Consider the following 26510-nt stretch of genomic DNA (forward strand, 5'->3'; position numbering starts at 1 on the left):
CACTCAAATCGGTTCGAAGGGGACTGCATATTCGGTCGCTGCCTCCATCCAGGTCGGAACCGGCAGGTTCTTGGACCGCAGGAAATCCGGATTGAAGAGCTTGGACTGGTAGCGGTTGCCGTAGTCGCACAGGATGGTCACGATGGTATGGCCCGGACCGAGATCGCGTGCAAGGCGGATTGCGCCTGCGATATTGATGCCTGAGGAGCCGCCGAGGCACAGACCCTCGTTTTCAACGAGGTCGAAGACGATGTCGAGCGCCTCGGAATCCGGGATCTGATAGGCGAAGTCAGGGGTAAAGCCTTCGAGATTGGCAGTAATGCGGCCTTGGCCGATGCCTTCCGTGATCGAAGAGCCCGAGGACTTGAGCTCGCCGTTCTTGTAATATTCGTAAAGCGCTGCACCCTCGGGGTCGGCAATGCCGATCTTGACCCCAGGCTTCAGGTTGCGCAGACCAATGCCGGTGCCGGCCAGCGTGCCGCCCGATCCGACGGCGCAGATGAAGCCATCCACTTCGCCTGCGGTCTGCTTGTAGATTTCGCGGGCGGTCGTGGCGATATGGGCGTCCCGATTGACAGTGTTGTCGAACTGGTTGGCCCAGATCGCGCCATTCGGCTCGGTCTTCGCCAGCTGCGCGGCAAGTCGTCCCGAGAGCTTCACGTAATTGTTGGGGTTCTTGTAGGGAACGGCCGGTACTTCGACCAGCTCCGCGCCCAGCAGCCTCAGGGCATCCTTTTTTTCCTGGCTCTGGGTTTCCGGAATGACGATCACGGTGCGATAGCCCAGCGCCTTGGCGACTAGCGTCAGGCCGATGCCGGTATTGCCGGCCGTGCCCTCGACGATCACGCCGCCCGGCCGCAGCAAGCCCTTCTTTTCTGCATCGCGAATGATGAACAGCGCCGCGCGGTCCTTGACCGACTGGCCGGGGTTCAGGAATTCCGCCTTGCCCAAGATGGTGCAGCCCGTTGCCTGCGATGCGCCTTTCAGCCGGATCAATGGCGTATTGCCGATTGCGTCGAGTACGGAGGGGTGGAATGCCATGATGTCTGCCTTTTCGCCTTGTGCGGACACTAGAACCAAATGCGCGGGAAAGAAAACCGGTGAGCCACGCGATTTCGTCTCTCTGAACAAAAATCATGCGGGCCGCGGCCAGCGCGGAATCGAAGCGGTGTTTTCGGCTTCAAGGCGCCGAAAGGCAAGGAATGGCATTTCATGCCGGGCCGGGGCGAGGGAAAATGCGTTCGGAGAATGCTTAACTACGAAACGCTTCGGGAAAATCACAGTCTATCCCGAGCGGCGCAAAATGCTTGATATTGGCGGTGATCACCTTGAGGTCATAGGCCTTGGCTGTCGCTGCGACGAGAATATCGGCAAGGCCCGGATGAGTACCGCTCGCTGTCGCGGCCTCATCGAGGAGGCCTGCAATCCGGGCAACCACGGGATCGACGGGCAGGATGCGGTCCCCGAAATTCTCGATGATGGAATCGAGCCATTCGTGCAGTCGCTGTGCCCGGTCGACGGCGCCGCGACGATGCAGCTTGCGCAGGCCCCTCTCGACCTCCGCCAGTGTAAGGGCAGAGATATAGAGAAGTTCCGCCTGCTCCCTAAACCATGTTCTTGTTGCCTCTGATGGGGCGTGTTTCCGGTCTGGCGAAAAGAGCGAGATGATGTTGGTGTCGATAAGGAAGCCGCTACTCAAGCTCGACGTCCCGTAACGGCGAAGGGTCGCGTTCGAGATCGGCCGGGCCGGGATAAGACATCAGGAACTCGCCGAAGTCAGGCCTCCGCTTCGTCATCGCCCGTTTCGCCGCTTCCCCGGCTTCGACGCTGACCAACATGGCCGCTGGCTTCCCATGACGGGTGATGGTGACGAACTCGCCGTTGGCTGCCTCATCCACGAGGCTGGCGAAACCCGCCTTGGCATCGGCAACACTCATGGTCGGCATGCGGAGCTCCAAAATTGACTATATATGGTCAATTTAGCCAAGCGAAGTGCGTGGATCAAGGAGCCTGCAGTGAGGACTGTGTTTTCTCCTTGTCACTCCGCTTTCAATCCCTTGAACGCCGCCAACGCCATGTCCCGCGCCTTGGCGTGATCAACGATCGGCTGAGGATAGGTCTTGCCCAGGCTGACGCCTGCTTCCTTCAGCACCGTGAGCGGTGCCTCGAAGGGACGGTGGATGAACTTGCCGGGCATATCCTTCAGTTCCGGCACGAAGCGGCGGACATATGCACCTTCCGGATCGAATTTTTCACCCTGGGTGATTGGATTGAAGATGCGGAAGAAAGGGGAGGCGTCGGCGCCGGAGCCGGCGACCCATTGCCAGCTTGCGGCATTGGACGCGGGGTCGGCATCGACGAGCGTATCGCGGAACCAGCGCTCGCCTTCGCGCCAGTCGATTAAGAGGTCCTTGATCAGGAAGGAGGCGACAATCATGCGCACGCGATTGTGCATCCAGCCGGTCTGCCAGAGCTGGCGCATGCCGGCATCGACGATCGGATAGCCGGTCTGACCCTTCTGCCACTTCTCTAGCAGACCGTGCTGGTGGTGCCAGGGAAACGCGTCGAACTTGTCGTTCCAGTTTTTCGTGGCGAGGTCGGGGGCGTGATAAAGAAGGTGATAGGAAAAGTCCCGCCAGACCAGTTCCTTGCGGAAGTGGATGTAGTCCTCGCTGGAATAGTCGTCGGACAGTCCGCGCGTCGCGTGCCAAACGGTTGCCGGCGAGATTTCGCCGAGCGCCAGATGCGGGGATAGTCTGGAGACGTGTTCCTCGCCCGGAAAGTCGCGCCGGGTGCGATAACCCTTGAGCCCCGACTTGACGAAACCGGCAAGACGCTTCTGGGCGCCGGCCTCGCCGGGCTGCCATTCGGCCTCAAATCCCTTGGCCCAATTTGGCTTGGTTGGCATCAGATGCCAGACATCCAGAGCCTCGCCACTAGGCCAATGTTTGGGGGTGGGCAGGGAGGTTGGCACCGGGATGGGCTCCGGCGGCTCGCCTGAACCGTCCAGCGCTTTCCAGAAAGGCGTGTAGACACGGAAGTGACCGCCCGCACCGGTCTTCAGCTTGCTTGGTTCATGCAGGATCTGCCCGGCAAAGCTTTTGACCTCCAGGCCCTTGGCAGCGAGGTCGCGCTTGATCTCTTGGTCGATCGCCATGCCGGGCGGATCGTAGCGCCGGTTCCAGTAGACAGCCCCGGCGCCTGTTTCCGCGATCAGATCCTCCAGAACACTGCTCGCCGACCCGCTGCGCAGGACAAGCCGGCTGCCGAGCTCAGACAGCGCTCCGCCGAGGGCCGTCAGCGAGTGATGCAGCCACCACGCCTGCGCTGCCCCAAGCGGGCCGGTGCCGTCTTTTTCCGGCTCGCGGATATAGACTGGAATGACGGGGCCGCCGCGATTGACGGCGGCGACCAGCGCCAGATTGTCGAGGAGACGTAGATCCTTGCGGAACCAGAGGATGGTGGGAGAGGCGCTGTCATGCGGCATGCAGGGGTCCTGGATCGTAATATCGTTCCCCCATTACGCCCACACGCCAGCCCCGGATCACCTCAAGTCGCCCACGGGGAAAGAGATCACTCCTTCTCCTTCTTGGGTGGCTGCTTGTTCGAAAAGCGTGCATTGCCGAGGCCCGTGCCGATGGTCACCACGCCCCAATGCGCCACATCCTGCATGAACGGCACCTGCGACAAGCCCTGCACCACCGCGTCATTGTGCATGATCACGAAGGTCTCGCGGCCGCCAATGCTCGGTATGGCCTTCATGATCTCTGCGGGGAGATTGAAGTGCTTGCTCTCCCAGTTGCCGCCCGGAAGGTTCTGCCCGCCGCGCTCGATCGAGCCGTCGGACCGTATAAGGCCAGGACAGGCGAGGCCGATGACAGGTGCGGGCGAAAGGCCCGCCTTCTCGGCCTTGTCAATCAGGTCGGTGAGCATGCGGATCAGTTCTGCAACGGCATGGGTGCGGGCCGGATCCTCATCCGCGTGCCGCCAGATCTCTGACTTCCACACCTTAGCCTTGGACAGATCGGGCTTGTCGTCCATCTTCAGCTTGACAACGCCGGCCCGGATATTGGTGCCACCGATATCGACGGCGAGAATGGCTTCGTGCCCCTTCAGCATCCATGCCGGCATCAGATGCGCCGCTCCGATCAGTCCGGCATCGTCGGGATGGTGCTTGATGGGGCTGAGTTCGACATTGATTCCCTCCATGTTCAAGAGAGCCATGGCGCGGGCAATCGCGAGTGCGCCGATGAAGCTTTCCTTGAAGCCGCCGCCGACTGCGATTCGCTGCGTGTTCTTCCAGGCGGAATCGGCGAGATAGCGGGTGAGAACCTTTGCGAGCTCCTGCGCAAAATCTTCCACAGCCCCCATGACCAAAGCCGCCGCCCTGACATCCTCACCACGCAGAAGGGCATCAAAATCCTTTTTTGAATAGTCTGAGGTCGGCTTTTCGCCAAGGGGATCGCCGCCGGCCTTCGCCATGCTTTTGCGCCAAAGGTCGATTTTCTTGGCAAAAGCACTCTTGTTGGCCTTGTCGCCGATGAAGCCGTCCTTGTCGCGACGTTCGAGATTGTAGTCGTCCACCGTGACGGCCGGCAGGTCATCAAGCCCGTGGGCAATCGGCGAGCCCGCATCCCGTGTCTTCGCCACTGACTTGGTCATTCGCACCCCTCCTGATAGACGCCCTTGCGGCGGTCTTTTCGCCACGTGCACAACGTGAAGATTCGTCAGAAGTTCCGGCGAAGGAACCGGTCTTGTCCTGCGGCTTGGCTGACCTAAGTCACCTCTATGACCCAAGCCGAACGAGACCTGGAATCCGCTGAAGAACCCGTGTCATCCGTTTTGGACGGCGTGACTCGCGACATTTTGCGGGAGTTGAAAGACGATCCCACCCATTGGGCGGTATTTCTGGATATAGACGGCACGCTCCTGGAACTTGCCTTGACCCCGGACGCCATCATAGTGCCGCCGTCTTTGCCTGATGACCTGGATCGCCTGCGCGAAAGGCTTCAGGGCGCCATGGCGCTGGTTACCGGCCGGGCGCTCGCCTATGCCGATCAGCTTTTTACCCCGCATCGCTTCCCGCTTGCCGGTTTGCACGGCGCTGAAATCCGCGACTGTAATGGAAATACTGCGCTCGCCAGCATCACCCCGGAATTCGAAGCGCTGAAGCAGGCTATAGCCCGGGAAGCCGAATCGATGCCGGGCGTGTTGATCGAGGACAAGGGTGCGGCTGTTGCGGCCCATTATCGACTGGCGCCGGACTACCAGCAGGTTCTGGCGGAGCGCATGCAACATTATGTTCGCGAGGCCGGACCGGGATGGGCGCTTCAGCTCGGCAAAATGGTGTTTGAGATCCGGCCCGCGCGGTCCAGCAAGGGCGACGCTGTGGAGTTTTTCATGCAGCAGGCTGCCTTTGCCAATCGACGGCCGCTAGCATTCGGCGACGATCTCACGGACGAATCCATGTTCTCGGTCGTCAATGCGCGCGGTGGCCATGCCGTCAGGGTGGGAAATCTGGCCGCGCCGAGCTGCGCTGCCGGTCGTGCGCCATCGCCTGTCTTCGTGCGGGAGGCGATCGCAGCGATCGTGGCCGGTAATCATTGAACGGAACCACCACTGCAAAGGCGCGCCAGTATGGCTAAATGTAATCAGCCAGTATGCAGCCTCGCAAGGCGACGCCATGCCTATGGCTGGCTCTCTGCAGTCGGGATAGTCAGGAGGCTTTGAAATTCCAAAGAAAAAGGCCCGCGCTTTTCAGCGCAGGCCTTATAAAATCTGGCTCCCCGGGCCGGATTCGAACCGGCGACCTGTCGATTAACAGTCGAATGCTCTACCGCTGAGCTACCAGGGATCAACCGCTTGCCGCGGTGTGAGTGGGCTAATACAAATGCTCGTTCGATTTGCCAAGCGGTTTTTCAAAAAAAACGTCATCGCCTTGTATTATTTTGTGGGTCGTCCCATGTTTTAGGCGGTGGCAAGATAGCGAAAACAGCACCGGACCCCCTGCAAAATATGGAAAATACCCGTCGATACCGCGTGGACGCGGCCCGTGGAAAACTTGTGCTGGGTCGTTTCGAGATTCCCATTCCACGATCTCGCGCCGGACGTCTGGCGATCGGATCCGTTCTCGTGCTGGGTGGCTGCCTCGGCTTTTTGCCCATTCTCGGTTTCTGGATGGTGCCGCTTGGCCTGGTCGTCCTGTCGCACGACATTCCCGTCGTTCGTCGTCGCCGTCGTCGCTTCACCGTTTGGTGGAAGCGGCGCTCGCCGCAGACGACTAGGGCAGGGCGATAGAGGTGCATGCGTGCGTGTCCGGGGCGGCAGGGCATGACATCAATCATTCAGCGATCCGCTTTGGATGAATTTGCAAAATAGCTCTTGCGCTTGTCATGGATCCGTTCTAAACGCCCGTCACCACTCGCTTTTAAGCAAACGGACGGCCTCGTGGCGGAGTGGTGACGCAGAGGACTGCAAATCCTTGCACCCCGGTTCGATTCCGGGCGAGGCCTCCAATTTTCCTATTCATTTCATTGACATAGCCGGCATGCCGGGCGGCTACGGCGACGTAGTCCGCGATCAGGGCTTCAGTGCGCATGACCTGATGCGTGCCGTGGTAGAAGGCCTGATTTCGGGGAAATCGGCCTGTCCTTGCGATCGGACGCTTGAAAGCATGGCTACCTGCAATTAAGACACAGGTGATCGAACAAGATCCGGCTGATTTGGGGCGACAGGACATGATGGATTTTGCAGCAGCACGCACGAAGATGGTCGACAACCAGATCCGGACGACCGACGTCACGTCGCATTCGGTGCTGAACGCCTTTCTGACCGTTCCGCGGGAGGCCTTTGTGCCTCAGAGCATGCGTGCGCTTGCCTATATAGATGAAGACATGCTGGTCGCGCCGGCCACCGCGTCTAGCCCGGCGCGCTACATTATGGAGCCGTCGCCGCTGGCCAAGTTGTTGCAGCTTGCCGCCATCACCAAGGACGATGTCGTCTTGGAGATCGGTTGCGGTGCCGGCTATGCCGCGGCACTGCTGTCTGAGCTTGCCGGTTCGGTCGTTGCCGTGGAATGCGACGAAGCTCTGGCCGCAAAGGCGCAGGCGACGCTCTCCGACCTCGGTCATGACAATGTGGCCGTTGTCACCGGACCGCTGGAAAAGGGCTATGCCGATGAGGCGCCCTATGACCTGATCTTCGTGAATGGTTCCGTGGAGCATGTCCCGGACGCGCTTTTGCAGCAGTTGCGCGAGGGCGGGCGTCTGGTGGCGGTGGTCGGCTACGGCAATGCCGCCCGCGCCGAGGTGCTGCTGAATTCCCGTGGCACGATTTCGCGCAGCAGCCATTTCAATGCAGCGGTCAAGCCACTGCCGGGCTTTGCAAAGGCGCGCGAATTCGTGTTCTAAGCGAGTTTGTGAGCTCCTCGCGGGGCAAGCAGGCATCTAAAGCTATATGTCGGCCGCGTCACAAGCGCGGCCGTTCGCGTCAGTGGTGTTTCGACCTTACGACAGTGCGATCTTTGCCGCTCGCGACAAAGCTGTGCATCACGGCGGATTGATGGCGTGCGTCGATTCCGTTTTTCCATGACTTCACATACACTCGCTCGAATCGTTGTGCGGTCGAGGCGGCAGGTCGATCGGAAATTGTAAAAATAGCGGGGAGTAACATGGCTCAGTCCAGTGTAGCGCGTGAACCGTCCATGGAAGAAATTCTGGCATCCATCCGACGGATCATCGAAAGCAATGATCCCGTCGGCAAGGACGCCGGCCGCTCCCCGATCTATGCCGGCGACGATAACATCGCGGAGGACGAGTTGAGCGTCGAGGATGCGCGCGAATTGTCGCTGATGCTGGAAGCCGCCAATGACAAGGCGCCGTCCGCCGCTCCTGCTGCACCGCAAATGCGGCCCGAGATGCGCATGTCGGCTCCGGCCCCCGAAATGAGGCCGGCGATGCCGGTTGCCGAGACGCGGGCAGCGCCGGCGATGGTCGAGCCTGCGGCCGGCGAGCAGGCGCGGCAGGCCCCTAAGAGCATTTCTCTGGCCGATCTCGCCGCACGGGTGCGTGCAGCGGCCGATCGCGGCGAGGGCATGGGCCTGCGGCCGACGATCCAGCCGCAGCCGACGCAGGTCGAGAACCCCATGATGACGAGCCGCATGGCGGATTTGCGCAATCCGCCCGACGTGGCGCCGGAGCAGCCGGTTGCGCGTCAGGAGATGCCGCCGCGTCCGACGGCTCCCCAGCCGCAACAGCCGATGGGCTACCAGCCGGCCTCGGACTACCAGGCCATGGGCGCCGAATTGCAGGCCGCACTCGACAGCGCTGCCCGGCAAATTGCGCCGGCCGTATTGCGCGAGCCGATGGCGAAAGCCGTGGTCGCCCCCGCTCCGGAGGTCGCAGCGCCCGTTGCCGAACTCGAAGATCAGTCCCGCAGCCTTATTTCGGCGACGGCAGGCGAGCAGATCGCGCGATCCTTCGATGAGTTGGCTGCTGCGATCGATGGCACGCAACGCCGCTCGCTGGACGAAATGGCCGAGGAAATGCTGCGCCCGATGCTGCAGGAATGGCTTGACGACAATTTGCCCACGCTAGTGGAGCGTCTTGTGCGTGAAGAAATCGAACGGGTGGCCCGCGGCCCCCGTCGTTAGGCTGCCGCAAACGGATCGGATAATCGAGCCGCGCCGGGTAGAGCCTTTCAGGGCCAAATAGAAACATTCTGCCGGAGCAGGTTTTTGTCAGGGCAGAGGCGATTGGCGATGGGCATACCTTTGCGTACGTCCGAGCCGATCGCCTCTGATCCTGGCAGAAAGATGCCCGGCCCTTCGGGCTGGCTGAAACGGGCCGCCTGATCGACCGAATGGCTTGGCCGTAGAGCTTGGCTACGACACGCGCCATTCGGTCGATCATCCGACTCCGTTTGAGCCAGCAGAATGGTTTCTATTTGGCCCTGAAAGGCTCCAGCCGGGGCGGCTTTTTTATTGACTCGGTTTTTCCAGTCCTATTTACAACCCAGCTACGAGAACTCTGAAGATCTGGTCGGAAAATGCTTGAAAAGACCTATGACGCCGCAACCGTAGAGCCGAAAATCGCTAGGGCATGGGATGATGCCGACGCCTTCCGCGCTGGAGCGAATGCAAAGCCCGGTGCCGAAAGCTTCTGCATCGTGATCCCCCCGCCGAACGTGACCGGCTCGCTGCACATGGGCCATGCGCTCAACAATACGCTGCAGGATATCATGATCCGCTTCGAGCGCATGCGGGGCAAGGATGTGCTGTGGCAGCCGGGCATGGACCATGCCGGCATCGCTACCCAGATGGTGGTCGAGCGCCAGCTCATGGAACGCCAGCTTCCGGGCCGCCGCGCCATGGGCCGCGAGGCCTTTGTCGACAAGGTCTGGGAATGGAAGGCGGAATCCGGCGGCCTGATCTTCAACCAGTTGAAGCGCCTCGGCGCTTCCTGCGACTGGTCGCGCGAACGCTTCACCATGGACGAAGGCCTGTCGAAGGCCGTGCTTGAAGTGTTCGTCACCCTTTACAAGGAAGGGCTGATCTATCGCGGCAAGCGGCTGGTCAATTGGGACCCGAAATTCGAGACGGCAATTTCCGACCTTGAGGTCGAAAATCGTGAAGTCGACGGCCACATGTGGCACTTCAAGTATCCGCTCGCGGGTGGGGAAACCTATACCTATGTCGAGAAGGACGCCGACGGAAACGTCGTGCTGCAGGAAGAGCGCAACTATATCTCGATCGCCACCACCCGGCCTGAAACCATGCTGGGCGACGGAGCCGTTGCGGTTCATCCTTCCGACGAGCGCTATGCGCCGATCGTCGGCAAGTTCTGTGAGATTCCGGTCGGCCCCAAGGAGCATCGGCGCCTCATCCCGATTATTACGGACGAATATCCTGATCCGGAGTTCGGCTCCGGCGCGGTCAAGATCACCGGTGCGCACGATTTCAACGACTACCAGGTGGCCAAGCGCAACCGCATTCCACTCTATCGGCTGATGAATACCCGGGCGGCGATGCGTGAAGACGGCGAGCCCTATGCTGTCTGTGCCGCAAGAGCCATGGAGATCGCCAAGTCTGGAGCCCTGCCTGGCGAAGCCGAGGTCGACGACATCAACCTCGTCCCGGACGAATATCGTGGCCTCGACCGGCTGGCCGCGCGCGAAAAGATCATCGCGGCCATCAATGCCGAAGGTCTGGCCGTGACCGTCAAGGATGTAGACGGTTCGGACATCCCTTATGTCGAGAACAAGAAGATCATGCAGCCCTTCGGCGACCGCTCCGGCGTCGTCATCGAGCCGATGCTGACCGACCAGTGGTTCGCCGATGCCAAGACGCTGGCTGAGCCGGCGATTGCTTCGGTGCGCGAAGGCCGTACGAACTTCGTCCCGAAGAACTGGGAAAAGACCTATTTCGAATGGATGGAGAACATCGAGCCCTGGTGCATTTCGCGCCAGCTGTGGTGGGGTCACCAGATTCCCGCCTGGTATGGTCCCGATGGCCAGGTGTTTGTCGAAAAGACCGAGGAAGAGGCGCTCGACGCGGCTGTCCAACACTATCTGGCCCATGAAGGCCCGTGGAAGGCCTGGGTCCAGGAAAAGCTTGAGAACTTCCACCCGGGCGAGATCCTGACCCGTGACGAGGACGTGCTCGATACCTGGTTCTCGTCCGCGCTCTGGCCGTTCTCGACCCTCGGCTGGCCCGAGAAGACGCCGGAACTAGACCGCTATTACCCGACCAGCGTGCTCGTGACCGGTTTCGACATCATCTTCTTCTGGGTCGCCCGCATGATGATGATGGGCCTGCACTTCATGAAGGACGAGGCCGGCGAGCCGGTCGAGCCCTTCCACACCGTTTATGTCCACGCTCTTGTTCGTGACAAGAACGGGCAGAAGATGTCGAAGTCCAAGGGCAACGTCATCGATCCGCTCGAACTGATCGATGAATATGGCGCGGATGCGCTGCGCTTCACGCTGGCGATCATGGCGGCCCAAGGGCGCGATGTGAAGCTCGACCCGGCGCGCATTGCGGGCTACCGCAACTTCGCCACCAAGCTCTGGAACGCCACGCGCTTTGCCGAGATGAACGGGGCCGAGAGCGATCCGCACTTCCTGCCGGAAGCCGCGACCCTGACGGTGAACCGCTGGATTCTGACCGAACTTGCCCGCACAGAGCGGGACGTGACCGAAGCGATTGAAAACCAGCGGTTCAACGAAGCTGCCGGCTCGCTCTATCGTTTCGTCTGGAACCAGGTCTGCGACTGGTATCTGGAACTGCTGAAGCCTGTCTTCAGTGGCACGGACGACGTGGCAAAGGCCGAAGCCCAGGCCTGCGTCGCCTATGTGCTGGAACAGACTTACAAGCTGTTGCACCCCTTCATGCCCTATATGACGGAAGAGCTCTGGGCGCATACCGCAGGCGAAGGGACAGAACGCGGCTCGCTTCTGTGCCATGCCGACTGGCCGGCGCCGGAATTTGCCGATGAGGTTGCCGCCAACGAGACCAACTGGCTGATCGATCTCGTCTCCGGCATTCGCTCCGCGCGGTCAGAAATGAACGTACCGCCGGGCGCCGTCGCGCCTCTTGTCATGGTGGCGACCAATGACCTGACACGTGAGCGGCTCGCACGCCACGAGGCAGCGATCATGCGTCTGGCCCGCGTCGAAAGCATCGCGCTGGCTGACACGGCGCCCAAGGGGGCGGCACAGATCGTGGTCGGCGAGGCGACGGCCTGCCTGCCGCTCGGCAAGCTGATCGATCTCTCGGCGGAAAAGGCCCGTTTGCAGAAGGCGATCGCCAAGACGGATCAGGAACTGGATCGCATTTCGGCCAAGCTCGGCAACGAGAAATTCGTGGCCAACGCCAATCCCGAGGTGGTCGCGAGTGAGCGTGAGCGTCATGCGGAACTGCTGGTGCAGCGCGCAGCCTTGATCAAGGCGCTTCAGAACGTCAGCGAAGCCGACTGATTTTTTCGCGATTCCCCATTCCGGCCGCCACAATCGGCCGGAATTTCGCCTTTTCGTCCTCCGGAATAAGGCTGACCGCGTAAATTTGTGAATTTAATCACTTTTGACCGCGAAAACCGAAACTGTTGTCATTGGGTAACATTGACGGCGTTGATTGGTAAATTTTTCCGCAAAGATCCGCATGCGATAGCGTTAACGAAAAATTTATCCGCCTGCCTCGCTGTTTGGGAGGGTTGATCGCAAACTTACGTAAATTTGAATGCGTTCTTGCTACCGGACCCGCTTCCCGTCACGATTGTCATTCTGTGGCCCTTGGCTAAAGTGATTCCATGTTCATGCCTGGAGTGGGGAGACAAATGGCAAAGACGCTTTTCAAATCCGCTGTTATCGCAGCAATTGGTGTCGCAGCACTCGCTTCGACGGCCAATGCCGGTGGTTTCAGCCGCGGCGAAGCCGATACCGACATCCTTTATGAGAAGGATGCCTTCATTTTGCGGGCAGGCGGTGTCTACGTGATGCCTGATCGCGCCTATGAAACAACCGCCGGTCGGGCCTCGACGGACGGTGACTTCATCGACAACTACTGGATCCCGAGCGTTGCCGCCAAGGTCAAGATCTCGGACCGGCTCGCCTGCGCATTCACCTACACGCAGGCCTTTGGTGCGGATGCCACCTACGGCGCAAGCGCGCGAACTGCTTACTTGTTGGCTGGCAACACGCCCTATGCCAGCAAGGGCTTCGACAGCAACGAATATGGCGCAACCTGCGACGTGAACTTCGAGGCTGGCCCTGGCAATCTGCACGTGATCGCTGGCGGTTTCATGCAGGACTTCAGCTATACCGCAGTCGCAGCCACGGCGAACAACATCTACATCGGTACGCTGCAGCTGGATGATTCCTCCTCGTTTGGCTATCGCCTTGGCCTGGGCTACGAGATTCCGGAATACGCCCTCCGTGCGCAGTTGCTATATCGGTCGCAGGTTGACCACACCACCAACTCCGGCTCTTTTGTCGTTGGTCCGGGTGGGTTGTCCCGTTTCCCGGTTGCCGTCGGTACGATCCTGCCGGCATCCGGCTACGGCTCATTGCCGCAATCCCTCGAACTCAGCCTGCAGACCGGCGTTGCCCCGGGCTGGCTGGTTTATGGTTCGGTTAAGTGGACGGACTGGAGTGTCCTGAAGGCGCTCAACTACCGGATCGCAACGACGAATTTCCAGGACGTTTACAACTGGAAGGATGGCTGGACGGTTCAGGCCGGTGTCGGTCATGCGTTCACCGACACCGTCTCCGGTACGGTCAACCTGACCTATGACAGCGGCGTTGGCACCGGTGCCGACATTGCGACCGATACTTGGACCATGGCTGCAGCCGCCATCATCAAGGCCGGTCCCGGCGAGTTGCGCCTCGGCGGCGGTATCAGCTACCTGACGGCTGGTAGCCAGTCGACGAGACAGTCCGCTGCCTTCAACGCAACGGCTGGCGATGACTGGTCCTACTCGATCGGCTCGTCCTTCACGCTGAAGTTCTGATGTCCGGGTGTGCGTTTGGCATGGCGGTCGTCGCCGGACATTCGCTACGGATGAAACTTGGGAAAAGCTCGGCTCACGCCGGGCTTTTCTTGTTTTCGGCGGCGCTCGGTTCGCGCATTTGTGATGTTTCTGCAACATGACGTTTTTCGTGGAGCGGTGGTCGGTCAGCCCCGGATGTTTGTCCATTTCCCGCCACAAACGAAGCGCAGCGGTATCGTCAGAAGGGACCGATGGTCCTGAAAAGGGGGCGAGCGTGCCCGCGTGAAATGAGTATGGCAGTTGAGAGAACCCTCACGATATCAAGCGATGCAATGCAGGGCGGTGTCAAAGGTGAGCCCGTCCGCCACCTGCGCGCGATCAAATGGCGGCTGGCCGCAGTCTTGCCGGAATGGAGTCGTAGGGTTTGCTTATATGCTGGAGACAGCGCCTCGGATCGGCAGCCCGCGCCGAAATCAGGCGGATGTCGGGATGAACAGGATGTTCATCGTTCCATGATACAGGTTTCGTCGAAAGCGGGCATGCAGGGTCCCCAGTTTCCGGGTCGCGGACTGCTGTCAGCGATGAAGTGGAAGAATTTCGCAATTATGTGGATGCCAGTATCGAAATCCCCGACAGCACTGTTGCTCTCGGCTGCGCTCTGCCTCTCCGTCGCCGGCGGTGCTCGTGCTTTCGACATCAATGCCGGGGTGACCAAGGAGTCCGGACCGTTCGACCTGTTCAAGTTCGGCTTCAAGGCCTACAAGAACGGTCAGAAGAAGGACGCGGTCGAGGCGTATCGCTATGCGGCCGAGAAGGGGCATACCGGTTCGCGCTGGGCGCTTGCCAATATGTATGCCGATGGCGACGGCGTGGTTCAGAACGATTTTGAAGCGTTCAAGATCTATTCCGAGATCGCCAGCCAGGGCGTGGAACCCGGCTCCAACGACACCGGTTTCTTCGTCAACGCGCTTCTTTCTCTCGCCCATTATTATCGGGAAGGCATTCCCGGCAGCCCTGTGAAGGCCGATCTCAGCCAGGCGCGCCAGCTTTACTTCCAGGTGGCCTCCACCTTTGGCGTGCCAGAGGCGCAGTACCAGCTTGCCCGTATGATCCTTGAAGGCCAGGGTGGCAAGGTCAATGTCCAGCAGGCAAAAAAGTGGCTAAATGTGGCGCGTAAGAGCGGCCATGCGGGGGCCATGGCGGTGTTCGGCAATCTGATTTTCCAGGAAGGGCAGTCTGTCCGCGGCCTGGCATTCCTGACCGCCGCGCTTGAGAAATGCCATCCGAACGACTGCGGTTGGATGCAGGCGCTGCAGGAAGAGGCATTCTCCATCGCTAATGAAGAAGACCGGCGCGTTGCCGTGGCGCTGGCGCCGCAGATCTTCAACCAGCCTGAGCAATAAGCGCCGTCGCTGCCTCTAGAGCATGTCGCGCAAAAGTGTGCAGCGGTTTTGCGACTACGACATGCTGAAGGATAAGACAGAAAGCGTTACGAGCGAATCTGAAAGATCGCGACGCGCTTTATTGAGGCAGCCGATCGAATGCGAATCGCGCGGTCACCGGCACATGGTCTGACGGCTTTTCCCAGCTTCGAACGTGCTTTTCGATCTGCGCCGAGACGAGCCGGTCGCTCGCCTCAGGTGAAAGCATCAGGTGATCGATGCGGATGCCGTTGTTCTTCGGCCAGGCGCCGGCCTGATAATCCCAGAAACTATAGAGCTGACGCTCGTCATTGGTCGCCCTGATGGCATCCGTGAGCCCGAGATTCTCGAGGCGGCGAAACGCCTGTCGGGTCTGCGGCAGGAACAGCGCATCGCCCGCCCAGGCCATCGGGTCGTAGCAGTCATAGGGCTCGGGAATCACGTTGTAGTCGCCCGCCAGAATAAGCGGCTCCTCAAGCGCCAGCCGTTCCTCGGCAAAGGCGCGAAGCCGCTCCATCCAGCTGAGCTTGTATGGGTATTTGACCGGATCATCCGCCGGATTGCCGTTCGGCAGATAGAGTGAGCACACTCTCACGACGCCGCCGGCGACGGAAAACACACCTTCGATGAACCGCGCCTGCTCGTCGGTCTCATCCCCCGGAAGGCCGCGATGGACCTCGTCGGGGCGGAATTTCGACAGGAGGGCAACGCCGTTGAAGCCCTTCTGCCCATGGGTTTCAACATGATAGCCCAGCGCCTCGATTTCCAGACGCGGGAAGGTCTCGTCCACGGACTTGATTTCCTGCAGGCAGGCGATGTCAGGATCCGACGTCTTCAGCCACTCGCAGAGGTTTTCGATTCGCGCCTTGACGCCGTTGATGTTCCAGGTCGCGATCTTCATAAAAAGCCTCTTCGCGCAGCGCTATTGCCGCCGCAAACACTCTAGACCGTCGCGATGGCGGAGCCAACGACGGGATCAAAAACTTCGGCAGTTTTCCAAAAGACTAAAGCGCAAAACTCGTGCCGCATCCACAGCTTGCGATCGCATTCGGATTCTTGATCTGAAACGACTGGCCCATCAGGTTGTCGATGAAATCGATTTCCGATCCTGCCATGTAGACCAGGGAAACCGGGTCGACCACCAGCCGGGCGCCATCGCGCTCGACAACGAGGTCGTCGGCTTGCGGACTGTCGTCGATATCGAACTTGTAGGAAAAACCGGAACAGCCACCGCCTTCGACGGACACGCGCAGCGCCCCGTTCTGATTCTGTGAACCGACGATCGCGGCGATCCGCTTGGCCGCAGCCGGGGAAAGGGTCACGTTTGCTTCTGTCATTCAAGCCTCCTGCCGGGGTTCAAGGCCCCGAGGACCATAGTTCATACTGCAATCGTCAAACGATCGCGACGTGAAGGTGCAATATCACCATGGCAACCGAAGATGGCACAAAATCGCCGCCCCCTAGGCGCCCATGTTTGCTATAGGTATGAAGACGAAGCGGCGGCGTCAATGGGTTCGGATGCCGGTGGGGCAATAGAGGGTGTTGAGACAGGAATGACGATTGACAAAAATGCGCTCGGTTTCGGATCAAGCGAGCCGGCGATCTATGCAGCCGACCCCTGGACGTCGCGCGGGCGTCTGTTTCCCGAGACAGGCAGTGCAACGCGCTCCGAGTTCCAGCGCGACCGCGACCGTATCGTTCATACCACCGCGTTTCGGCGGTTGAAGCACAAGACCCAGGTCTTTATCGGGCCAGATGGCGACCATTATCGCACCCGGCTCACTCATACGATCGAGGTGGCGCAGGTGGCCCGTGCGCTTGCTCGCGCCCTGCGAATCGATGAGGACCTGGCCGAAGGTGTCGCCTTGGTTCACGACTTCGGTCACACGCCCTTTGGCCATACCGGCGAGGATGCGCTGGATGAGGTGCTGCAGCCCTATGGCGGTTTCGACCACAATGCCCAGTCTCTGCGGATCGTCACCAAGCTCGAACGGCGCTATGCGGAATTCGACGGCCTCAATCTGACCTGGGAAACCCTGGAGGGCCTGGTCAAGCACAATGGACCGCTGCTCGACGCCAAGGGCGAGGGCACTCGCGGGCCTGTGCCCCTGCCGATCCTCGACTATTGCGAAATTCACGACCTCGAACTGGCAAGCCATGCCAGCCTCGAGGCACAGGTGGCGGCGATCGCCGATGATATCGCGTACAATACCCATGACATTGATGACGGCCTGCGGTCCGGCTATCTGAGCTTCGACATGCTCGAAGATGTGCCGTTTCTTGCTGGCCTGATGTCGGAGGTTCGCGAGCGTTACCCGCATCTGGAACCCGACCGCTTTACCCACGAGATCATGCGCCGGCAGATCACCCGCATGGTCGAAGACGTGATCATGGTGTGCCAGGAGCGGCTGAAGGCGATCAAGCCGCAATCGGCCGGCGATGTGCGCAATGCCGGCATCACCATCGCCACCTTTTCCGATGCCATGGCCGACACCGACAAGCAGATCAAGAAGCTGCTGTTTAGCCGCATCTATCGCCACCCCGACATCATGCGCATCCGCGCGGGCGCGGCGCAGATCGTCACCGACCTGTTCAAAGCCTATATGAATGACCCGCAACTGATGCAAAGCCATTACTGGGTGAACCATATCTCCGGGCTGAATTCCCAGGCCAAGGCACGCCATGTCGGCGACTATCTCGCGGGCATGACGGACACCTATGCTGTGCGTGCCCACAGGCAGTTGTTTGACCATACCCCCGATTTACGCTAGGCAGCGCTCGCAAACGCAGGGGACAGCCCGTCTCCTTGTCCGGCCGCTTCCTTGGAATTGTGACAATGAATCTCTTTTCAGACTTCGAGACCAGAATTAAGGGTGCCCTGCAGCAACTTGATCTTGTGAAGGAGAAAGGCGCCGGGCTCGATCTCAGCCGTATCGTCGTTGAGCCGCCGCGCGATGCAAGCCATGGCGACGCGGCGACAAATGCCGCCATGGTCCTGGCCAAGCCGCTTGGCACCGCGCCGCGTGATCTGGCCGTCATCATTGCCGAGCGCCTGAAGCAGGACCCTGATATTTCCGAGGTCACGGTTGCCGGGCCGGGCTTCATCAATATCCGCCTTTCGGCCAAATATTGGCAGCGCTTTCTCGCGGACGCCATCGGAGCCGGGGTTGATTTTGGCCGCTCGAACACGGGTGCCGGCCGCAAGGTCAATGTCGAATATGTCTCCGCCAACCCGACGGGGCCGATGCATGTGGGCCATTGCCGCGGCGCCGTTGTCGGCGACGCCCTTGCAAACCTTCTTGCCTTTGCCGGCTATGACGTCACCAAGGAATATTACATCAACGATGCCGGCGCGCAGATCGAAGTGCTGGCTCGCTCCGTCTTCCTGCGGTATCGCGAGGCGCTTGGCGAGCAGATCGGCGAGATCCCGCCAGGCCTATATCCCGGCGACTATCTGGTCCCGGTCGGGCAGGCGCTGGCCGAGGAATTCGGCACCCGGCTACACAATATGCCGGAAGAAGATTGGCTCGAGATCGTCAAGGACAGGGCGATTACCGCGATGATGGCGATGATCCGCGACGATCTTGCCACCTTGAACGTGCATCACGACATCTTCTATTCCGAGCGCTCGCTGCATGCCAATGGTGCCGCAAGGATTCGCACGGCTATCAACGACCTGACCTTCAAGGGCCATGTCTACCGTGGAACCCTGCCGCCGCCGAAGGGACAGTTGCCCGAGGATTGGGAAGACCGCGAGCAGACATTGTTCCGTTCCACCGAGGTGGGCGACGATATCGACCGGCCGCTGATGAAGTCAGACGGCAGCTATACCTATTTTGCCGCCGACGTCGCCTATTTCAAGGACAAGTTCGATCGCGGCTACAGCGAGATGATCTATGTCCTGGGCGCGGATCATGGTGGCTACGTCAAACGCCTGGAAGCAGTCGCCCGCGCCGTATCCGAAGGTAAGTCGAAGCTCACCGTTCTGCTATGCCAGCTCGTGAAGCTTTACCGCAATGGCGAGCCGGTGAAGATGTCGAAGCGCTCCGGCGACTTCGTCACTCTGCGCGAGGTGGTCGACGAGGTCGGCCGCGATCCCGTGCGTTTCATGATGCTCTATCGCAAGAGCAGCGAGCCGCTGGACTTCGATTTTGCCAAGGTGACGGAGCAGTCCAAGGACAATCCCGTCTTCTACGTGCAATATGCCCATGCGCGCTGCATGTCGGTTTTCCGCCAGGCCCGCGAAGCCTTTCCCGACATTGATTCGGACATCGAGGCTTCAGCACTTGTCGCTGCCATTGGCGGTATGGAGCTTGATCCAGCGGAAATCCAACTCATCGCCAAGATCGCTGAATATCCGCGTGTCGTGGAGGCCGCGGCGCATGCGCAGGAGCCTCATCGCCTGGCATTTTACCTCTATGATCTGGCCAGTTCTTTCCATGGTCACTGGAATAAAGGTAAAGATCACCAGGAATTACGATTTGTTAACGATAAAATCCGAGAATTGACCATCGCCAGACTTGGGCTGGTGCATGCTGTCGCTTCCGTGCTGAAGTCGGGTCTAGCCATTACCGGCACCGATGCACCCTCGGAGATGCGGTAGTATTGTCACCATTTCCCCACAATGCGCTGGCATGCGTCATGTTGCGTAGGTGAGTGGAAAATTAGTGATGGTACAAAAACAGGCCGCTTTGAGCGGAGGATACCGGGCAGATACGTTCGCGGATGACGATCCGCTGGCGGAGCTTGCCCGAATCGTCGGGTTCGAGCAGCCGCGTCCGGGCCAGCGCTCCACGCCGGAAACCCAGCCGCAGGCTCCGAGCCCTGTCTTCAATCTTGAAGACGAGCTTCTAAAAGAATTCGAGACCTTCGAAGTGCCGGCGCCAAGGACGACGCAGCCGGTCGCTCCCGCGCAGCCCGTTCAGCAGGTGGCAGCGCCCGTTGTCCAGGCACCTATTGCCCAGGCGCCGGTCGCGAAACCAACTGTTATGCCCGAGCCGGTCGTGGCCGCTCAGCCGGTCAAGGTTCAAGCTCCCGCTGTGCTCGAAGAACCCTTCGATTGGGCCGACGAACTGGCGCAGGCGGAGTATTACGAAGTTGCGCCTCAGGCTCCCGAGCAGGTTGTCGCCCGCGAGCAGGCTGTCAGCGTGGCTCCGCAAATCCGGCAGGAACCAGCTCAAAGCCTGGCGCCAGCGGCGCGGCAGGAGCCGTCCTTTGATGCCGAATCGGCAGATGACCTGATCAACGAGCTGGAACTGGCTTTCGGCACGAATACCCCTGCTGCCCCCGAGCCGGCATGGGCGCCGCAGCCGGCCGCCGCGCCGCGGATCAGCCTCCCGATCGCGAACTTCCAGGCCAAGCCCGCTGCACGCCCGGAGCCGGATTTCGGTCCGGATTTTGTCGATCCTGAGCCGGTTCGCCACGCGAGTTTTGTCGAAGCACCGCGCCGTGACGGTGACTATTCTGCATCCCCAGCGCCTGCTTTCGAGCCGGAGGCGGATGATGCCTGGCTTGATTTTGGCAATGGCTCGACGAGCGAACCGTCGAATTTAGCCGCGTCTGATCGCGGTCATGAAATCCCCGGCTTTGAAATCGATCCGCCGCAACAGGCGCGGTTTGAAAAGAAGCCCGAGGCAGGGCCGATCGAACCCGATTTTTCCTTCTCGTTTGCCGATGAACTCGCTGCAAGCGAGGAGGTGGCTTTCACGCCAGAGGCACCGCGCGCCTGGCAGCCGGAGATTCGCGAAAGCCGCCAGTCGGTAGCGCCTGCTGTTGCTACGCCCTCGGCAAAGCCTGCAGAACAGACAGAAGATTTCGATCTTCTGGGAGACAACGAATTCGAGCTGATGCTCGATGATCTGGATCTCGATCTTTCGGAACTTGATTTTGTCGAGCCTGCCAAGGCGCGGACAGTGACACCGCCCCCGGTTTCCCAACCGGTCAAGGCGGCGGCACAACCCCAGCCGTCGATCGGTCGAGCAACGGTTGCCGCAGCTCCGGTAATGCCAAGGAGCACGCCTTCGGCTGTTCCGGCCGCCAGCGCGGCACCATTTGTGGCCGCAAGTGCTGCACCGGCATTCGGAACGCGCGCGCCTGCCGCGATACCCGCAAAGCCTGCCGGTGACGACTTCGATTTCCGCATGGCTTTCGATCCCGATGAAATCGTGGAGCAGGAAGAGCAGCCAGAAACGGTTGCGATGATGGACGTTCCTGATGTCGTCTATACCGAGCCCAAGGAGCCGGCGCCGCGTCGCAGCGATTTCGAATATGATATCGAGACGGAGCTCGCAGGGCTTTTCGAAGCGCCGACAGCATCGCCGGTCACCGCAGCAGCGGCCGACACGGTGACATTCGGCGGCCCCGCCGTGAGCAAGCCAGCCGCGGCAGATGACTTCGACGCCTTCGAGCGCGCCCTGGAAGAGGATTTCCGGCGCTCGCTGCAAAACCCATCCAAGGGCAAGATGCCGCCGGCGGGCCGCATTTCGCTCGATCAGGTTGCCGCCCCGCGTCGCCGCAGCGGACGCCCGCTGGCGCTTGCGCTTGTTGCCACCGTGGTCGTTGTCGGTGCGGCTGCCGCCGGTGGTGCCTATTTCTGGCTGGGCACGGGCAGCTCTGCAACGGCGACGTCGGGCGAACCGCGCGTGATCATGGCGGACAAGGATCCGATCAAGGTTGCGCCGGAAAATCCGGGTGGCAAGTCCGTTCCGAACCAGGACAAGGCGGTCTATGACCGGGTCGCCGGTTCTTCCGTTGCCGATCCCAAGCAGTCCAGCCTGATTTCGACCAATGAAGAGCCTGTTGACGTGGTGCAGCGGACGCTTCTGCCGGAAAACCTGCCGCTCGAAGGTGAGAGCGAGGGCGAACCGGAAGCCATGGGCACGCCGGTGGGTGAAACCTCCGATCCGCGCCTGTTGCCGGAAGGACAACAGACCGCAGACGCCGCAGCCAATGGCGAGGCCGACCAGTCGGCAATCGCGCCGCGCAAGGTGCGCACCATGATCGTCCGCCCGGATGGTACACTGGTGGCCCAGGAAGTTCCGGCAGAGGCTCCGGCCGCTTCGGCACCAGCGGCTTCGGCACCGGCTGCGCAGACCAGCGGTCGTCCGGCAGCTCCCGCAGCAACCCCGGCTGCAGCACCTGCTGCCGCGGCACCTGCGGCTTCGGCCCCGGCACCGACCCAGGTCGCAGCGGCCCCGGCACAGCAACCCGCAGCGTCCGCGCCGGCGGCCTCCAGCACGCCCGTGCCGAATGCACGTCCGGCCGAACAGCCGGTCAATGTGGTCGGCCGCGTAACCGACCAGGGCAATGTGACGGCCACCCGCAACCAGCCTGCAGCGCCGGCGCCGGCTGCGGCTCCTGCCGCCGCGCAGCCCGCCAGTGCGCCGGCCCAGGCCAGCGTTCCCGCCGGCAGCTACGTGATCCAGATTGCGTCTCTGCCGTCTGAGGCCGATGCACAGGCGTCGTATCGCAACCTGTCAGCCAAGTTCTCCGGTGTCATCGGCGGACGCGGCGTGGACATCAAGGCCGCCGAGGTCGCAGGCAAGGGCACCTACTACCGTGTCCGCATCCCTGCAGGCACGAAGGCCGAAGCCGAAGCGCTCTGCGGCCGCTACAAGGCGGCGGGCGGAAGCTGCCTAGTGGCGCGCTGACATCGCTGTCGTGACAGAATGAATTGGGATGGCGGGGCTTTGGCTCCGCCATTTTTCTGTGAACGGCCTGATGCTTCGCCTTCGGCTTTGCCGTCACTGGCCTTATGGTCGCTCGCATGAGCGAATCCAAGGCAATGATCATGGGCCTTAAGGGCCTGTCCCCCGATGCGGACGAAATCGCGCTTTTCAGGGCCGAGCGGCCATGGGGCTTTATCCTCTTTGCGCGCAATCTGAGCGAACCCGCCCAGATCAGCGACCTCGTGGCAGCGCTGCGAGACAGCGTCGGGCGTCCCGAGGCACCCGTACTGATCGACCAGGAAGGTGGTCGCGTCCAGCGGCTTAGGCCGCCCTTGGCGGCGCGCTATCCGGCACCCGCCGTCATCGGGGAGATCTATCGCCGCGACCGCGAACGCGGCCTTCGCGCTGCGTGGCTGATGTCGCGGCTGCACGCCTTCGATCTTGCGCGATATGGCATTAACGTCGATTGCCTTCCGGTGCTGGACGTGCCCGTGGAAGGATCGACCAATGCGATCGGTGACCGGGCCTATGCCACGGATCCGCAGGCCTCGGCCGCGATGGGACAGGCGGCTTGCGATGGCCTCAAGGCGGGCGGTCTCTTGCCGGTCATGAAACATATCCCGGGTCATGGCCGGGCCATGGTGGATTCCCACCACCTTCTCCCCTTGGTCGATGTGCTGAGGGAAGAGCTCGAAGCGCATGATTTCGCACCCTTCAGGGCTCTAAGGCACGAATTGATGGCGATGAGCGCCCATGTGGTGTATCAAGCCATTGACCGTGACTATCCGGCGACGATCTCGAGAAAGATCGTGGAGGAAGTCATCCGGGGCTCCATCGGCTTTGAGGGGCTGCTGATGTCCGATGACGTTTCGATGAATGCACTGAAGGGCACGATCGGTGAGCGAGCTGCCGCGATGGCTGCGGCCGGCACCGACATCGTGCTCTATTGCCACGGCGTGATGTCGGAGATGATCGAGGTCGCCACGGTGACCGGCCCATTGCAAGGCGCTGCCTTGCGGCGTGCGCAGGCTGTCGAGCAGGCGCTTTCGGAGATCGCTGCGGGCGACGGCGCTGACGAAGCGGAGCTCCGTGCGGAGTTTGACGGCATGGGAGTGATGTCCTGATGGCAGCGCGCCGCGGCAGCCAGGGCGAGGGGCGCAAATCGGCACCGATGGATAGCCTCTGGCAGGACACGACCGCCGAGCGCGCCACCGGCGAAGCCGCCCTGCTGATCGACGTGGCCGGTTTCGAAGGGCCGCTCGACCTGCTGCTCTACCTCGCGCGAAACCAGAAAGTCGACCTGTCGCGCATTTCCGTTCTCGCGCTGGCCGAGCAATATCTGCAATTCGTAGAGAGCGCCCGTCGCATCCGCATCGAGCTTGCCGCCGACTATCTCGTCATGGCGGCATGGCTGGCCTACTTGAAATCGCGCCTGCTCATCCCGCAGCAATCCAAGGATGATGGCCCCTCGGGTGAGGAAATGGCCGCCACGCTCGCCTTCCGCCTGAAGCGGCTGGAGGCCATGCGCGATGCGGCGACCAAGCTGATCAATCGCAATCGGCTGGGCCGCGACATATTCGCGCGGGGCGCACCCGAGCATGTACCGGTGATGGAGCGCTCGGCCTTCGATGCCTCGCTCTATGATCTCCTGTCTGCCTATGCCGCACTTCGCCAGCGGCAAGCCGTCACCCAGGTCACCATCGAGCGGCGGCAGGTCTGGTCGCTCGCCGATGCGCGCTCCATCCTCAACAGGCTGATCGGCGAGGCGGCGGACTGGACGGCGCTGGACCAGTACCTGATCCGTTACATGACCTCGGAAGAGGATCGAGTGTCAGCCATCGCCAGCGCCTTTGCGGCCTCCCTGGAACTGGTGCGCGAAGGCCGGCTTGAAATCCGCCAAGAGCAGGCATTCCAGACGATTTACCTGCGGCCCGGATCTCAGCGCGAGACCGTCGCGGTGGTCGAGTAGGCGCTGACATGGCCGATCCTGATGACGAAGACGCAGACCTGACTCAACAGGAGGAACCTGACTCTACGTCAGCTGAGCTGAGGCGCACCCGGGATTCGATTAGAATGGCCGAAGCCCTTGTTTTCGCTTCCTCTTCGCCGGTTTCCGAAAATTTCATCGCCGAGAGGCTGCCCGCAGGCTCCAACGTTCCGGCCATCATGCGGCATCTCAAGGAGGCCTATGCGCCGCGCGGCGTCAATCTGGTGCAGGTCGATGATCACTGGGCGTTCCGTACGGCGGCCGATCTCTCGTTTGCGATCCGCAAGGACGATGGAGAGGTGCGAAAGCTCTCGCGGGCTGCGCTCGAAGTGCTGGCGATCATTGCCTACCACCAGCCTGTCACCCGCGCCGAGATCGAAGAGATCAGGGGCGTGCAAACCTCCCGCGGCACGCTTGACGTGCTGATGGAGGCGGGCTGGGTGCGGTTTCGTGGACGTCGCCGCACACCAGGGCGCCCCGTGACCATTGGTACGACGCGCGACTTCCTGGACCACTTCGGCCTGGAGGAGTTGCGCGATCTGCCAGGGATGGAAGAGTTGAAGGGCGCCGGCCTTCTCTCCGGCCGCATCCCGCCGGGCTTCAATGTGCCGCTGCCCTTGTCCGGAGACGAATTGACGGAAGACGAAGACCCGATCACCCAGCTGGACCTGGAGGAACTCGGCCTCTTGACTCCGGGCGGTGAAGCGGACGAATAGGATCAGGATTTTCGAAAGGGTGCAGGAACCCTCGGCTCGCGCGACGGCTTGATACCCGGCTCGACCGGGTGGCCGGCGAAGCATACGGGCGGTGGCATGAAATCTGATCCGGCTGACATGAGGCAAGGTGGTGCGCGGCGCACCGCCGGTGTTACTTTTGCGGCCCGGTTGGTGTTCGACAACATCCTCCACAGCTATGCCGGCAAGCAGACGCTCCACGGCATATCCCTGACCGCCGAGCCCGGCGAAGTTTTGTGTCTTCTGGGCCCATCCGGATCGGGCAAGACCACCCTTCTGAGGATTGCTGCGGGCATCGAGACTCAGGCCGCGGGACGGGTGCTGGTCAATGAGCGCGAGGTGGCCGGCCCCAGCGGTTATGTTCCGCCGGAGCGGCGCGGCATCGGCCTGATGTTCCAGGATTTTGCTCTGTTTCCGCACATGACGATCCTCGACAATGTGCGCTTTGGCCTGACTGCCATGCCGGCTGCCGAAGCCGCGTCCGAGGCCATGGCCGCACTGGAGCGTGTCGGCCTTGCCGGACATGCGCAGAAATATCCGCATGTGCTGTCGGGCGGCGAGCAGCAGCGCGTGGCGCTTGCCCGCGCGCTTGCACCACGTCCGGGCGTCCTGCTGATGGACGAGCCGTTCTCGGGACTTGATTCGCGGCTGAAGGACACGGTGCGCGCCGATACGCTGGCAATCCTCAGGGAAACCCGCGCCACGGCCATAGTCGTGACCCATGACGCCGAAGAGGCCATGCGCATGGCAGACCGGATTGCGCTGCTCCGCGATGGGCGGCTGGTTCAGATCGGCTCCGCGGAAGAGCTCTATCGCACGCCGCGCGACCTGTTTGCTGCCGCCTTCTTTTCCGAGATCAACGAGTTCGATGGCGTGGTGCGTGGGGGGAGCGTCGAAACGCCGCTGGGCAATGCGCCGGCACCCGGTTTTGCCGAGGGCGCGGCCGTCTCGGTGGCCGTCCGCTTGTCGGGACTATCGGTGTCCAAGGACGAGGGAATTATCCCGGCGCGTATCGTTTCCCGGCGCTTCCTGGGCGTCGTGGAATTGTTGAACTTGGCGGTGCCGGGGATCGAGCGGCCGGTGCGCGCGCGCATCCGCGCCGACCTGCTGGCGCCCGGTCTCAAAGATGTCACCGTCCGTGTTAGCCAACAGGATATTTTGGTGTTTGAAAAAAGCGTTCAAAGGCCTTACATCGGTGGAACGCAAAACTAAGGAGTTGC

The 26510-nt window shown here is 61.3% G+C and carries 21 protein-coding genes and 2 tRNA genes; 15 read left to right on the top strand and 8 right to left on the bottom strand.

Going from position 1 to position 26510, the window contains the following annotated elements; translation table 11 throughout:
* Positions 1–3: 3 nt before the first annotated feature.
* The 5 genes from B9A97_RS06340 to B9A97_RS06360 form a co-directional block, all read right to left on the bottom strand.
* Complete coding sequence (locus tag B9A97_RS06340) at positions 4–1041, bottom strand: cysteine synthase A (RefSeq protein ID WP_084364201.1); 1038 nt, start codon at positions 1039–1041, stop codon at positions 4–6.
* Positions 1042–1252: 211 nt separating this feature from the next.
* On the bottom strand, positions 1253–1699 hold the full coding sequence (locus tag B9A97_RS06345) for a type II toxin-antitoxin system VapC family toxin (RefSeq protein ID WP_084364202.1): 447 nt from the start codon (positions 1697–1699) through the stop codon (positions 1253–1255).
* Positions 1692–1946 (bottom strand): type II toxin-antitoxin system Phd/YefM family antitoxin, encoded by a 255-nt coding sequence (locus B9A97_RS06350; protein WP_084364203.1) that lies wholly within the window; start codon positions 1944–1946, stop codon positions 1692–1694. The genes B9A97_RS06345 and B9A97_RS06350 overlap by 8 nt, the downstream gene beginning before the upstream one ends.
* A gap of 92 nt (positions 1947–2038) precedes the next feature.
* Positions 2039–3487: a cryptochrome/photolyase family protein gene (locus B9A97_RS06355; RefSeq protein ID WP_084364204.1), complete on the bottom strand. Its 1449-nt coding sequence runs from the start codon at positions 3485–3487 to the stop codon at positions 2039–2041.
* 86 nt (positions 3488–3573) lie between these two features.
* Positions 3574–4662: an ROK family protein gene (locus B9A97_RS06360; protein ID WP_084364205.1), complete on the bottom strand. Its 1089-nt coding sequence runs from the start codon at positions 4660–4662 to the stop codon at positions 3574–3576.
* Between the two features lie 168 nt (positions 4663–4830).
* On the opposite strand from B9A97_RS06360, the gene otsB reads away from it, so the two are divergent.
* Positions 4831–5607 carry a trehalose-phosphatase gene (gene otsB / locus B9A97_RS06365; protein ID WP_244564147.1) on the top strand — a complete coding sequence of 259 codons (777 nt, stop codon included), beginning with the start codon at positions 4831–4833 and terminating at the stop codon, positions 5605–5607.
* A gap of 172 nt (positions 5608–5779) precedes the next feature.
* Here otsB and B9A97_RS06370 read toward each other — a convergent pair.
* Positions 5780–5854: transfer RNA gene (locus tag B9A97_RS06370), tRNA-Asn, on the bottom strand.
* 161 nt (positions 5855–6015) lie between these two features.
* Between B9A97_RS06370 and B9A97_RS06375 the strand changes: the two genes are divergently transcribed.
* The 7 genes from B9A97_RS06375 (at position 6016) to exoR (ending at position 14884) form a co-directional block, all read left to right on the top strand.
* Complete coding sequence (locus tag B9A97_RS06375; protein ID WP_084364207.1) at positions 6016–6297, top strand: hypothetical protein; 282 nt, start codon at positions 6016–6018, stop codon at positions 6295–6297.
* Between the two features lie 144 nt (positions 6298–6441).
* Positions 6442–6515, top strand: a tRNA-Cys gene (locus B9A97_RS06380).
* A 222-nt stretch (positions 6516–6737) separates the two neighbouring features.
* Complete coding sequence (locus B9A97_RS06390; protein ID WP_084364447.1) at positions 6738–7409, top strand: protein-L-isoaspartate O-methyltransferase family protein; 672 nt, start codon at positions 6738–6740, stop codon at positions 7407–7409.
* A 260-nt stretch (positions 7410–7669) separates the two neighbouring features.
* The gene (locus B9A97_RS06395; protein WP_084364209.1) at positions 7670–8650 is read left to right on the top strand and encodes a DUF2497 domain-containing protein; all 981 of its coding nucleotides are present in this window, start codon (positions 7670–7672) and stop codon (positions 8648–8650) included.
* A 395-nt stretch (positions 8651–9045) separates the two neighbouring features.
* Entirely contained in the window at positions 9046–11973 is a 2928-nt protein-coding gene (locus B9A97_RS06405) for a valine--tRNA ligase (protein ID WP_084364210.1), read from the top strand.
* 356 nt (positions 11974–12329) lie between these two features.
* Positions 12330–13502 carry an outer membrane protein transport protein gene (locus B9A97_RS06410; RefSeq protein WP_084364211.1) on the top strand — a complete coding sequence of 391 codons (1173 nt, stop codon included), beginning with the start codon at positions 12330–12332 and terminating at the stop codon, positions 13500–13502.
* A gap of 590 nt (positions 13503–14092) precedes the next feature.
* A complete protein-coding gene (gene exoR / locus B9A97_RS06415) occupies positions 14093–14884 on the top strand; it encodes an exopolysaccharide production regulator ExoR (protein WP_210189684.1) in 792 nt (263 codons plus the stop codon).
* Between the two features lie 118 nt (positions 14885–15002).
* Here the strand turns inward: exoR and xth are convergent, their stop codons facing one another.
* Positions 15003–15803: an exodeoxyribonuclease III gene (xth, locus tag B9A97_RS06420; RefSeq protein WP_084364212.1), complete on the bottom strand. Its 801-nt coding sequence runs from the start codon at positions 15801–15803 to the stop codon at positions 15003–15005.
* Positions 15804–15906: 103 nt separating this feature from the next.
* Positions 15907–16239, bottom strand: coding sequence for an iron-sulfur cluster insertion protein ErpA (gene erpA, locus B9A97_RS06425; RefSeq protein ID WP_084364213.1), 333 nt, complete (start codon positions 16237–16239; stop codon positions 15907–15909).
* A gap of 216 nt (positions 16240–16455) precedes the next feature.
* Here erpA and B9A97_RS06430 point away from each other — a divergent pair, with 216 nt between their 5' ends.
* The 7 genes from B9A97_RS06430 (at position 16456) to B9A97_RS06460 (ending at position 26502) form a co-directional block, all read left to right on the top strand.
* Positions 16456–17673 carry a deoxyguanosinetriphosphate triphosphohydrolase gene (locus tag B9A97_RS06430; protein ID WP_084364214.1) on the top strand — a complete coding sequence of 406 codons (1218 nt, stop codon included), beginning with the start codon at positions 16456–16458 and terminating at the stop codon, positions 17671–17673.
* Positions 17674–17738: 65 nt separating this feature from the next.
* Entirely contained in the window at positions 17739–19505 is a 1767-nt protein-coding gene (argS, locus tag B9A97_RS06435; RefSeq protein ID WP_084364215.1) for an arginine--tRNA ligase, read from the top strand.
* 67 nt (positions 19506–19572) lie between these two features.
* Entirely contained in the window at positions 19573–22551 is a 2979-nt protein-coding gene (locus B9A97_RS06440) for an SPOR domain-containing protein (protein ID WP_084364216.1), read from the top strand.
* A gap of 116 nt (positions 22552–22667) precedes the next feature.
* Entirely contained in the window at positions 22668–23693 is a 1026-nt protein-coding gene (gene nagZ / locus B9A97_RS06445; RefSeq protein WP_084364449.1) for a beta-N-acetylhexosaminidase, read from the top strand.
* Positions 23693–24538 carry a segregation and condensation protein A gene (locus tag B9A97_RS06450; RefSeq protein WP_084364217.1) on the top strand — a complete coding sequence of 282 codons (846 nt, stop codon included), beginning with the start codon at positions 23693–23695 and terminating at the stop codon, positions 24536–24538. The genes nagZ and B9A97_RS06450 overlap by 1 nt, the downstream gene beginning before the upstream one ends.
* A 104-nt stretch (positions 24539–24642) precedes the next feature.
* Positions 24643–25272, top strand: a complete 630-nt coding sequence (gene scpB / locus B9A97_RS06455) for an SMC-Scp complex subunit ScpB (RefSeq protein ID WP_244564148.1) — start codon at positions 24643–24645, stop codon at positions 25270–25272.
* Between the two features lie 96 nt (positions 25273–25368).
* A complete protein-coding gene (locus B9A97_RS06460) occupies positions 25369–26502 on the top strand; it encodes an ABC transporter ATP-binding protein (RefSeq protein ID WP_084364219.1) in 1134 nt (377 codons plus the stop codon).
* Positions 26503–26510: the final 8 nt, after the last annotated feature.

The organism is Rhizobium sp. RU36D, from assembly GCF_900176345.1.
Taxonomy (GTDB): Bacteria; Pseudomonadota; Alphaproteobacteria; order Rhizobiales; family Rhizobiaceae; genus Allorhizobium.